Raw genomic sequence first — 11,699 nt, 5'->3', positions numbered from 1 at the left:
ATGCTGCTGCTGCTGGCGGAATTCCTGCAACGCTTTCATACCGGATTCGGAGTTTTCCAGTACCTGACGCTGCGCGGAATTCTCGGTGTCCTCACCGCACTATCGCTGTCGCTCTGGCTTGGCCCTTGGATGATCCGGACCCTGCAGATGCGCCAGATTGGCCAATCGGTTCGTAACGATGGCCCGCAATCTCACCTGTCCAAGAAAGGCACGCCGACTATGGGCGGCGCGCTGATCCTGACCTCCATCGCGATCGCAACTTTGTTGTGGGCGGACCTCTCCAACCGCTACGTCTGGGTCGTGTTGCTCGTCACCTTGCTTTTCGGCGCCATCGGCTGGGTAGACGACTATCGCAAAGTGATCGAGAAGAATTCGCGGGGCCTGCCAAGCCGTTGGAAGTACTTCTGGCAATCGGTATTCGGGCTGGGCGCGGCGATCTTCTTGTTTGCCACGGCCAAGACGCCGGTGGAGACGACGTTGATCCTGCCCTTGATCAAGACGATCGAGATTCCGCTGGGCATCGGCTTCATCGTGCTGACCTACTTTGTCATCGTGGGCTCGAGCAACGCGGTCAACCTGACGGATGGCCTGGATGGCTTGGCCATTATGCCGACGGTCATGGTGGGCGGCGGGCTAGGCATCTTCTGCTACCTCTCCGGTAACGCCAATTTCTCGCAATACCTGCTGATTCCCTATGTACCGGGTGCCGGTGAGCTCATTATTTTCTGTGGCGCGCTTATCGGGGCAGGCCTTGGCTTTCTCTGGTTCAACACCTATCCCGCGCAAGTCTTCATGGGCGATGTGGGTGCGCTGGCACTTGGCGCCGCGTTGGGGACCATTGCGGTCATCGTTCGTCAGGAGGTCGTGCTGTTCATCATGGGTGGCATCTTCGTCGTTGAGACCCTGTCGGTGATCATTCAAGTCGCGTCGTTCAAGCTGACGGGTAAGCGCGTGTTCCGCATGGCGCCGATCCACCACCATTTCGAACTCAAAGGCTGGCCCGAACCGCGCGTGATCGTGCGTTTCTGGATCATCACGGTGATCCTCGTGTTGGTTGGCCTTGCTACGTTAAAGCTGCGTTGAGGAACTCATGAGCCTGATCGCTTCCGACCAATTCCGCATCGTTGTCGGCCTCGGCAAGAGCGGCATGTCCCTGGTTCGCTATCTAGCGCGCCTGGGCGTTCCGTTTGCTGTGGTCGATACGCGCGAGAATCCGCCGGAACTGGCTGCCTTGCGTGAAGCGTATCCCACGGTGGACGTTCGCTGCGGAGAACTCGACGCGGATTACCTGTGCCGCGCCGGAGAGTTGCTGGTCAGCCCTGGCATCGCGCTCGCGACACCAGCGCTGCAAGAAGCCGCCTCGCGAGGCGTAACGCTGTCTGGAGACATCGAGTTGTTCGCCCGGGTCGCCAAGGCGCCCATCGTTGCCATCACCGGCTCCAATGCGAAAAGTACTGTGACGACGCTCGTGGGCGAGATGGCGCGGTTGGCTGGCAAACGCGTCGCAGTTGGCGGAAACCTCGGAACCCCGGCATTGGATCTATTGGCCGACGATGTCGAGCTTTACGTGATCGAGCTGTCCAGCTTCCAACTCGAAACGACCGGTCGGCTCAATGCCGAAGTCGCTACCGTGCTGAACATTAGCGAAGACCACATGGATCGTTATGCCAATCTGCAGGCATATCACCTCGCGAAACACCGTATTTTCATGGGTGCGCGTCAGGTCGTCGTGAATCGCCAGGATGCGCTGTCCCGGCCCTTGGTCGCGGACGACGTGCCGTGTTGGACATTTGGGCTGAACAAGCCGGATTTCAAAGGCTTCGGGCTTATGGATGTCGCTGGCGAAGCGCATCTCGCGTTTCAGTTCGAGCCGTTACTGCCAGTCACCGCATTAAAAACGCGTGGCGCGCACAACCAGGCAAATGCGCTGGCCGCGCTGGCATTAGGTCATGCGGTGGGACTGCCAATGGACGCTATGTGTGAAGCATTGAAGACATTCAACGGGCTTCCTCATCGCTGCGAATGGGTACGCGAACATCTCGGCGTCACTTATTACAACGATTCCAAGGCCACCAACGTCGGCGCGGCGCTGGCAGCAATCAACGGTCTCGGGGCTGACATCGCAGGTGAGCTCGTGCTCATCGCCGGTGGCGACGGCAAGGGCGCCGACTTCGGTTCGCTTCGTGCGCCGGTTACCGAGCATTGCCGGGCGGTCGTGTTGATGGGGCGTGATGCGGAACATTTGGCCGCTGCGCTGGATCCGGCCACCCCGGCAGTGCGGGCGAGCAACATGGACGAGGCCGTAGCCTGCGCCGCAAAGTTGGCTAGAGCCGGCGATGCGGTGTTGCTGTCTCCCGCCTGCGCGAGCTTCGACATGTTCAAAAACTTTGAAGAGCGCGGGCGCATGTTTGCGGCCGCAGTGGAGGCATTGCACTGATGTTACAGGCCCTGCGTTCCGCGCCATCACCGCTGTTCAGCCGTCGTGGAATCGATTTCGATTTCCCGTTCCTGGCCGGTTGTCTCGCCCTGCTGGGACTTGGACTGGTCATGATTGCGTCGGCCTCCTCGGAAGTCGCAGCGGTCAATACCGGCAATCCGCTTTATCACATGATTCGCCATCTGGTTTACATCGCCATTGGCATGGTCGGTTTTGTTTGCGCGCTACTTGTCCCGCTCGCAACATGGCAGCGCCTCGGCGGATGGTTGTTGATCGCGTCGTTCGTTCTGCTGGCGGCGGTTTTGATTCCTGGGATCGGCCGTGAAGTGAATGGATCGATGCGCTGGATGGGCTTTGGCCTGTTCAACGTGCAGCCATCCGAGATCGCGAAAGTGTTCGTCGTGCTCTATCTAGCCGGGTATCTCGTTCGCCGTCAGGCCGAAGTGCGCGAAAGCTGGGCCGGTTTCTTCAAGCCGTTCATCGTACTGATGCCCATGGCTTTTCTGCTGCTGCTCGAGCCCGACTTCGGCGCGACGGTCGTCATGATGGGTGCGGCGGCGGCGATGCTGTTCCTCGGCGGGGTCGGGATCTTCCGCTTCGGGCTGATGGTGATTCTTGCCGTGGGTGCGGTGTTCGTTCTGGTACAGACGCAGCAGTACCGGCTGCAACGCTTGATCACCTTCACCGATCCTTGGGCAGATCAGTATGGCTCGGGCTATCAGCTAACCCAGGCGCTGATCGCGTTCGGTCGCGGCGAGTGGTTTGGCGTCGGCCTGGGTAACAGCATTCAGAAGCAGTTCTACCTTCCCGAAGCACATACTGACTTCGTGTTTTCAGTCTTGGCCGAGGAGCTGGGCGCAATAGGTTCGCTGGCCACGGTCGCGCTGTTTGCATTCGTTTGTATACGCGGCTTGTTCATTGGGCTGAAAGCGGAACGGGCCAAGCAGTTTTACGCGGCTTATGCGGCGTATGGCTTGTCGTTCCTCTGGATTGGGCAGTTCCTGATCAACATCGGTGTGAATGTAGGCTTGCTGCCAACCAAGGGTCTGACCCTGCCGTTCCTGAGCTACGGCGGCAGCTCTTTGGTCATCTGCTGCGTCAGCATGGCGCTGCTGCTGCGGATCGAGTGGGAAACGCGCTATCAGTTAGGTAGCGAAGATTTTGAGTTCGCCGAAGACGACTTCCCTGACGAGCGCGTGGAGGGTGTCCAGCATGCCCGGTAACGTGCTCATCATGGCAGGCGGCACAGGCGGACACGTGTTCCCGGCGTTGGCCTGCGCGCGTGAATTCCAGGCGCGCGGCTACTCGGTGCATTGGCTTGGAACCCCGCGTGGCATCGAGAACGAGCTGGTTCCCAACGCCGGTCTACCCCTGCACCTTATCCAGGTAAGCGGCCTGCGCGGAAAGAGTAAGCTGTCGTTACTCAAGGCGCCTTTCCAGCTCGTTAAATCGTTGTTCCAAGCGCGGAAGGTGGTTCGGCAGCTCAAACCAAGCTGTGTACTGGGTATGGGCGGCTATGTGACCGGCCCGGGTGGATTGGCCGCGCGTCTCGCCGGAGTGCCGTTGATCATTCACGAACAAAATGCAGTCGCGGGCACGGCGAACCGTAGCTTGGCTCCGCTTGCCGCGCGGGTCTGCGAAGCGTTCCCAGATACCTTCCCAGACTCGAAAAAACGCCGTACGACGGGAAACCCCGTGCGTGAAGAATTGTTCCAGCAGGACGCTCGCGCACCACTTGCCGCTCGTCGGCCGCGCTTGTTGATCATGGGCGGAAGCTTGGGCGCCGAGCCTTTGAACAAACTCGTGCCGAGTGCATTGGCTGCGATCGACGTCGAGTTCCGGCCCGAAGTATTCCATCAGGCAGGCAAGGCTCACGCGGATATCACGCGGGAGCGCTATGCAGAGGCAAGCGTAGAGGCCCGCGTGGAACCGTTCATTAGTGACATGGCGGCGGCTTATGCCTGGGCGGATCTCGTGGTTTGTCGTTCCGGTGCGCTTACCGTCAGCGAGTTGGCTGCGGCGGGTCTCCCGGCTTTCCTAGTTCCGCTGCCGCATGCGATCGACGACCACCAGCGATTGAATGCTGAGTTCCTGGCGAAGGAAGGCGCTGCCGTTCTGTTGCCACAAGCAAGTACCGATGCCGCCATGCTGGCGTCGCGGTTGAAAGAGGTTTTGATGCATCCCGAAAAATTAGAGGCCATGGGCGCCATTGCGCGCGGCCTCGCCAAACCTGCGGCGACCCGCCACGTCGTCGACATCTGCCTGGAGGTTGCCCATGGTTAAGTCTCCAGCGGCGGTTCAGGCAGAGGTTCGCCGCATGCGGCAGATTCGTCGTATCCACTTCGTCGGCATTGGCGGGGCCGGCATGTGCGGCATCGCCGAGGTATTGCTCAATCTCGGCTACGAAGTCACGGGGTCGGACCTCAAATCGTCCCCGGTGACCGAGCGCCTAGTGAGCTTCGGTGCCAACGTCGCGATTGGCCATCGGGCCGAAAATGCGCATGGAACCGACGTTCTAGTCGTCTCCAGCGCCGTCAATACATCGAATCCGGAAGTCGCCTTCGCTCTGGAAAACCGCATCCCGGTCGTGCGTCGCGCGGAAATGCTCGCTGAGCTGATGCGCTATCGCCACGGTATCGCGGTTGCCGGCACGCATGGCAAGACCACGACCACGAGCCTGCTAGCGTCGGTTTTTGCCGCTGCTGGCCTCGATCCGACATTTGTAATTGGCGGTCGGTTGAACGCTGCCGGTACGAACGCACAATTGGGCGGAAGTCGCTTTCTTATCGCCGAAGCGGACGAAAGTGACGCCAGCTTCCTGCATCTTCAGCCCATGGTTGCAGTCGTGACCAACATCGACGCCGACCACATGAGCACTTACGGCGGCGACTTCAGCAAGCTGAAGAAGACGTTCCTGGAGTTCCTGCATAACCTGCCGTTCTACGGCTTGGCGGTGATGTGTATCGACGACCCGGTCGTGGCTGAAATCCTGCCTCAGGTCAGTCGCCCGGTGCTGACCTACGGGTTCAGTGATAGCGCGGATGTTCGTGCAGTCGACGTGCGTCAGGAAGGCATGCGCACGCATTTCACCGTGCTGCGTAAAGGCATGGAGCCGCTGGCGGTTTCCGTCAACATGCCGGGCAATCACAATGTCCTCAACGCGCTGGCTACCATCGCCATCGCCACGGACGAAGGCATCGAAGACGACGCTATCCTGCAGGGGCTGTCGGGCTTTCAAGGTGTTGGGCGCCGCTTCCAGGTCTACGGCGAGCTGCCGGTCGACGGCGGCAACGTGATGCTGGTGGACGACTATGGCCATCACCCGCGTGAAGTCGCGGCGGTGATCAAGGCCGTCCGGGGTGGTTGGCCCGAGCGCCGCTTGGTGATGGTCTATCAACCCCACCGCTTCAGTCGTACGCGCGATCTCTACGAAGATTTCGTACAGGTGTTGGCAGACGCCAATGTGCTTTTCCTGCTGGAAGTCTATCCGGCGGGCGAAGAGCCTATTCCTGGTGCCGACAGTCGCAACCTGTGCCACAGCATTCGCCAGCGCGGCCGTCTTGATCCCATCTATGTAGAGCGGGGCAAGGAATTGGCGCCGTTGTTGAAACCGCTTTTACGCGCAGGTGACATCCTGCTTTGCCAGGGCGCCGGTGATGTCGGGGGAATTGCCCCGCAGCTCATCCAGAGCCCGCTGTTCGCCGTTGGCCGGAGGGCCGAATGATGAAACCGAACATGGACCCGAAAGCCTTTGGCCGAGTAGCGGTGCTTTATGGCGGCACGAGTGCTGAGCGCGAAGTCTCGCTCAACTCGGGCGCGATGGTTCTCGAATCGTTGCAGGCGGCGGGTGTCGATGCATTTGGTATCGACGTCGGTACGAATGTAGTCGCTCAGCTCACCGCCGAACGCATTGATCACGCGTTCATTGTTCTCCACGGGCGCGGCGGTGAAGACGGTACGTTGCAAGGCTTGCTGGAATGTGCCGGCATTCCCTACACCGGCAGCGGAGTGCTTGCCTCGGCGCTTGCAATGGACAAGCTGCGGACCAAGCAGGTGTGGGCGAGCATGGGAATCCCGACGCCACGCCACGCTGTGCTTTCGACGGAATCCGACTGCCGGTCGGCTGCAACGGAACTGGGCTTTCCGCTGATCGTCAAACCCGCGCATGAAGGTTCAAGTATCGGCATGGCCAAGGTGAATGACGTCGATGAATTGATCGGCGCTTGGCAAGCCGCCCGCAGTTACGACTCCCAGGTCCTTGTTGAACAATGGATTCAGGGCCCTGAGTTCACCGTCTCGATGTTGCGCGGCGAAATGCTGCCCCCTATCGCGCTAGGCACCCCCCATATTTTCTACGACTACGATGCCAAGTACCTCGCATCCGATACCCAATACCGTATTCCTTGCGGCCTTGATGAAGCCAAGGAATCCGAGCTCAAGTCGTTGTGCACGCGTGCATGCGATGCCGTGGGTGTCCGCGGCTGGGGTCGGGTCGATGTGATGCAGGATGCACACGGGGCGTTCTGGTTGTTAGAGGTGAATACGGCACCTGGCATGACCGACCACAGCTTGGTACCGATGGCGGCGCGTGCCGCGGGTATCGAGTTTCCACAGCTGGTGCTGGCGATTCTTACGGACAGCGTCGAGGCGGAGGGTTGATCATGTTTCCAAGCATCCGTCATACCCAGCCTGGTTTTGGGCGTCCGGCACCCCGTAAGGCGCCCCAGCGCGGGGCGAGCCGCATGGTGGTCAAGCCGCCGCTCTCCGAGCGTCTGCCCAAACCGAGTTTGTCGCTTTTCAAGCGCCTGAGCTGGCCTTTCCTGTTGATTGGACTGGGCTTCGGCAGCTATGAACTGGCACAGCGTGTGATGCCATACGCCGACCGTCCGATCGCCCACGTCGCGATCGAAGGCGATATGAGCTACATCAGCCGTCAAGCGATCGAGCAGCGTATTGGTTCGTTCGTGACTGCGAACTTCTTCTCGGTCGATCTCGCCGGTATGCGTGAAGAGCTGGAGGACATGCCGTGGATTGCGCACGCGGAAGTGCGTCGCGTTTGGCCCGATCAGGTTGTGGTGCGTCTCGAAGAGCAAATGCCCATCGCGCGCTGGGGGAGCGACTCGCTGCTGAACAATCAGGGCCAGGCGTTCACTCCACGCGACCTCTCGCACTACGGAAATCTGCCACTGCTCAATGGCCCTCAGCGGGCTCACCAGCGGGTCATGCAGCAATATCAGGTGCTGAGCCAGTTGCTGCGACCGCAGGGTTTCTCGATCGCCGGTCTGGAATTGCGCGACCGCGGCAGTTGGTTCCTGACCACCGCGCCAAATGAGCGCGGACCTGGTTTCGAGCTGTTGCTGGGGCGTGATCGTATCGTCGAAAAAGTACGTCGCTTCATTGCCATTCATGATCAGGCACTGAAGGAACAAATAGCCAACGTCAAAAGTGTCGACTTGCGTTACGCCAACGGCTTGGCCGTCGCGTGGCGCGAGCCGGCTCCAGATACAGCAGCACCCGGAACGACGGAAAAATCCGTCGCGATGCAATAACAGGAGACTCCGCGGATTATGGCAACCACACAAAGCGGCAAGATGATCGTCGGGCTGGATATCGGCACCTCAAAGGTGGTCGCACTGGTGGGCGAGATTTCCGCTGACGGCCAATTGGAAATCGTCGGGATCGGTACGCACCCGTCGCGTGGCCTGAAGAAGGGTGTGGTGGTCAATATTGAATCCACCGTTCAGTCGATCCAGCGGGCGGTGGAAGAAGCACAGTTGATGGCGGGCTGCCGGATCCACTCCGCTTTCGTAGGCGTAGCAGGCAATCACATTCGTAGCCTCAACAGCCACGGTATCGTTGCAATCCGCGATCGCGAAGTGAGCGGCGCCGATTTGGAGCGCGTGTTGGATGCCGCCCAGGCAGTGGCAATCCCTGCCGACCAGCGGGTGTTGCATACGCTCCCCCAGGACTATGTCATCGACAACCAGGAAGGCGTACGCGAGCCGCTGGGCATGTCGGGTGTACGCCTGGAAGCGAAGGTACATGTGGTGACGTGCGCAGTGAACGCGGCGCAAAACATCGAGAAATGTGTTCGCCGTTGCGATCTGGAAGTCGATGACATCATCCTCGAGCAGCTGGCTTCGGCCTATGCCGTGCTGACTGATGACGAGAAGGAATTGGGTGTTTGCCTCGTCGATATCGGCGGCGGCACGACCGATATCTGCGTGTTCACCGAAGGTGCTATCCGGCATACGGCCGTGATCCCGATCGCAGGCGATCAGGTGACCAACGATATCGCCATGGCCTTGCGCACGCCGACCCAGTACGCCGAAGAAATCAAGATTCGTTATGCCTGCGCCCTGGCCAAACTGGCCGGCGCCGGTGAAACCATCAAAGTGCCCAGTGTGGGTGATCGTCCGCCGCGCGAACTGTCGCGCCAGGCGTTGGCTGAGGTCGTGGAACCTCGGTACGACGAGCTTTTCACATTGGTGCAAGCCGAACTGCGTCGCAGCGGCTACGAAGACCTGGTACCGGCCGGCATCGTGTTGACCGGTGGTACCTCCAAAATGGAAGGCGCGGTCGAATTGGCGGAGGAAATCTTCCATATGCCCGTTCGACTGGGTATGCCACAGACGGTCAAGGGGCTGACCGATGTCGTGCGCAACCCTATCTATTCCACAGGCGTAGGCCTGCTGCTCTATGGAATGCGTAAGCCGGCCGAAGGTAGTGGCCTGAGTGGCTACAACAGCTACAGCAGCTCCAGCGAGGAAAGCAAGGTTCCCGTGATCGAGCGCATCAAGCGTTGGGTGCAGGGTAATTTTTAGTAGTGCGGTAGGCGAAACCAACTAGAAGATATTCGAGGAGAGGGAAAATGTTTGAACTGGTAGATAACGTGCCACAGAGCGCAGTCATCAAAGTCATCGGCGTCGGCGGTGGCGGCGGCAACGCCGTCAATCACATGGCCAAGAGCGGCATCGAAGGCGTCGAGTTCATTTGCGCCAACACCGACGCGCAAGCGCTGAAGAACATCACCGCGCGTACCGTGTTGCAATTGGGTACGGGTGTTACCAAGGGTCTGGGCGCAGGCGCGAATCCAGAAGTGGGCCGACAGGCCGCGATGGAAGATCGCGACCGCATCGCAGAAGTGCTGCAGGGCACCGACATGGTGTTCATCACCACGGGCATGGGCGGCGGCACGGGTACTGGCGCCGCACCGATCATTGCCGAAGTGGCGAAGGACATGGGCATCCTGACGGTCGCTGTCGTTACTCGTCCGTTCCCGTTCGAAGGCCGTAAGCGCATGGTCATCGCGGACGAAGGTATCCGTTCGTTGGCCGAGAGCGTCGACTCGCTGATCACCATCCCGAACGAGAAATTGCTGACCATCCTCGGCAAAGACGCCAGCCTGCTGGCAGCGTTCTCCAAAGCCGACGACGTACTCTCAGGTGCCGTACGCGGTATCTCCGACATCATCAAGCGTCCGGGCATGATCAACGTCGACTTCGCGGACGTTAAGACCGTGATGAGCGAAATGGGCATGGCGATGATGGGTACGGGTTGCGCGAGCGGCCCGAACCGTGCGCGTGAAGCCACCGAGGAAGCGATCCGCAATCCTCTGCTCGAGGACGTCAACCTGCAGGGCGCGCGTGGCATCCTGGTGAACATCACCGCAGGTCCAGATCTGTCCCTGGGCGAGTACTCCGACGTGGGTAGCATCATCGAGCAGTTCGCTTCCGAGCATGCAACTGTCAAAGTCGGCACCGTGATCGATCCTGATATGCGTGACGAGCTTCACGTGACGGTCGTTGCGACGGGCCTGGGCGCGCGTATCGAGAAGCCTGTGAAGGTTGTCGATAACACCATTCAGCAAGCTCAACCCATTGCCGCTGCCGCCCCACAGCAGCAATCCGAGCGTGCTGAGCAAAGCGTCAACTACAAGGATTACGAGCGTCCCACCGTACAGCGCCAGAATTACTCGGGTGCAGCGACCGCGGCTAAGATGAATCCGCACGACGACTTGGATTATCTGGACATTCCAGCCTTCCTGCGTCGTCAGGCTGATTGATAGAGGCTATCGACCGTATGGTTGCGATCGGTTTTAAGCAAACAGGGCATCTGCTATGATCCCGCCCAATTTGCTGATGACAGCTCGCAACTAGCGGAAGCGGTTCACTACATGATCAAACAACGCACTTTAAAGAACACCATCCGCGCTACCGGTATCGGTTTGCACTCAGGGCAGAAGGTCTATCTCACCCTGAAACCGGCGCCGATAGACAGCGGTATCAAGTTCTGCCGCGCCGATCTCGACCCACCGGTCGAGATTCAGGCGTACGCCGAGAATGTTGGAGCGACCACCATGTCGACGACCCTGATCAAGGGTGATGTACGCGTCGATACGGTCGAGCATCTGCTTTCGGCGATGGCTGGACTGGGCATCGATAACGCCTACGTCGAACTGTCCGCGTCCGAAGTGCCGATCATGGACGGAAGTGCAGGTCCTTTTGTTTTCCTCATCCAGTCCGCTGGGCTCGAGGAGCAGGATGCACCGAAGAAATTCATCCGAATTAAGCGCGAAGTCAAAGTGACGGACGGGGACAAGAGCGCCACGTTCCTACCGTTCGAAGGCTTCAAGGTAGGGTTCGAGATCGAGTTCGACCATCCGGTGTTTCACAACCGTACCAAGACCGCGAGTGTGGATTTCTCCAGTACCTCGTTCGTGAAAGAAGTCAGTCGTGCGCGGACCTTCGGGTTCATGCGTGACTTGGATTACATGCGCTCCAACAACCTGGCACTTGGCGGCAGCGTCGATAATGCCATCGTCGTTGCGGAAGACGGCGTGCTGAACGAAGACGGCCTGCGTTATGAGGACGAATTCGTACGGCACAAGATATTGGACGCCATCGGCGACCTGTATCTGCTGGGTAATAGTTTGATTGGCGAGTACCAAGGCTACAAATCGGGCCACGGTCTCAACAATCGCCTGCTACGTGCACTGATCGCAGAACCGGATGCCTACGAAGTCGTCACCTTCGAAGATGCTGCGACCGCTCCGATCTCGTACATGCAGCCCGCTGCTCACGCATGAATTAAAACCTCTCCTTGAAGCCGCCCTTATGGGCGGCTTTTTTTATGGTCAGTCATTAATATTCGCGCTCGGGTGTCGCCGTTACCTGTAGGGCGGCGGGGTGCTCTGGCCTGATTTTGCATTTGCGACCAAGGTCGCTCCTACAATAAAGCGTGCTGTTACCAGGCTCAGGGA

Annotated in this window: 10 protein-coding genes; all 10 read left to right on the top strand. The window is 59.5% G+C overall.

Annotated features, from left to right (window positions below):
- The 10 genes from mraY to lpxC all read left to right on the top strand — a co-directional run bounded on the left by mraY (position 1) and on the right by lpxC (position 11,525).
- Positions 1–1,083, top strand: a complete 1,083-nt coding sequence (mraY, locus tag IEY47_RS18545) for a phospho-N-acetylmuramoyl-pentapeptide-transferase (RefSeq protein WP_188985457.1) — start codon at positions 1–3, stop codon at positions 1,081–1,083.
- 7 nt (positions 1,084–1,090) lie between these two features.
- Entirely contained in the window at positions 1,091–2,437 is a 1,347-nt protein-coding gene (gene murD, locus IEY47_RS18540; protein ID WP_188985455.1) for a UDP-N-acetylmuramoyl-L-alanine--D-glutamate ligase, read from the top strand.
- On the top strand, positions 2,437–3,660 hold the full coding sequence (ftsW, locus tag IEY47_RS18535; RefSeq protein ID WP_188985454.1) for a putative lipid II flippase FtsW: 1,224 nt from the start codon (positions 2,437–2,439) through the stop codon (positions 3,658–3,660). Before murD ends, ftsW begins: the two co-directional genes overlap by 1 nt.
- Complete coding sequence (gene murG, locus IEY47_RS18530) at positions 3,650–4,720, top strand: undecaprenyldiphospho-muramoylpentapeptide beta-N-acetylglucosaminyltransferase (protein WP_188985452.1); 1,071 nt, start codon at positions 3,650–3,652, stop codon at positions 4,718–4,720. Before ftsW ends, murG begins: the two co-directional genes overlap by 11 nt.
- The gene (gene murC, locus IEY47_RS18525) at positions 4,713–6,161 is read left to right on the top strand and encodes a UDP-N-acetylmuramate--L-alanine ligase (RefSeq protein ID WP_188985450.1); all 1,449 of its coding nucleotides are present in this window, start codon (positions 4,713–4,715) and stop codon (positions 6,159–6,161) included. Before murG ends, murC begins: the two co-directional genes overlap by 8 nt.
- Entirely contained in the window at positions 6,158–7,096 is a 939-nt protein-coding gene (locus IEY47_RS18520) for a D-alanine--D-alanine ligase (RefSeq protein WP_188985448.1), read from the top strand. Before murC ends, IEY47_RS18520 begins: the two co-directional genes overlap by 4 nt.
- Before the next feature lie 2 nt (positions 7,097–7,098).
- Entirely contained in the window at positions 7,099–7,986 is an 888-nt protein-coding gene (locus IEY47_RS18515; RefSeq protein ID WP_188985446.1) for a cell division protein FtsQ/DivIB, read from the top strand.
- An 18-nt stretch (positions 7,987–8,004) separates the two neighbouring features.
- Positions 8,005–9,261: a cell division protein FtsA gene (gene ftsA, locus IEY47_RS18510; protein ID WP_188985444.1), complete on the top strand. Its 1,257-nt coding sequence runs from the start codon at positions 8,005–8,007 to the stop codon at positions 9,259–9,261.
- 47 nt (positions 9,262–9,308) lie between these two features.
- Positions 9,309–10,502 (top strand): cell division protein FtsZ, encoded by a 1,194-nt coding sequence (gene ftsZ, locus IEY47_RS18505; RefSeq protein ID WP_188985442.1) that lies wholly within the window; start codon positions 9,309–9,311, stop codon positions 10,500–10,502.
- 111 nt (positions 10,503–10,613) lie between these two features.
- A complete protein-coding gene (gene lpxC / locus IEY47_RS18500; RefSeq protein WP_188985440.1) occupies positions 10,614–11,525 on the top strand; it encodes a UDP-3-O-acyl-N-acetylglucosamine deacetylase in 912 nt (303 codons plus the stop codon).
- Positions 11,526–11,699 lie beyond the last annotated feature (174 nt).

Origin of the sequence: Pseudomonas matsuisoli, assembly GCF_014647635.1 — a bacterium.
GTDB lineage: Bacteria > Pseudomonadota > Gammaproteobacteria > Pseudomonadales > Pseudomonadaceae > Pseudomonas_P > Pseudomonas_P matsuisoli.
Note: the sequence above shows the minus strand (reverse complement) of the source record. Positions and strands in the feature narration are given on the sequence as shown.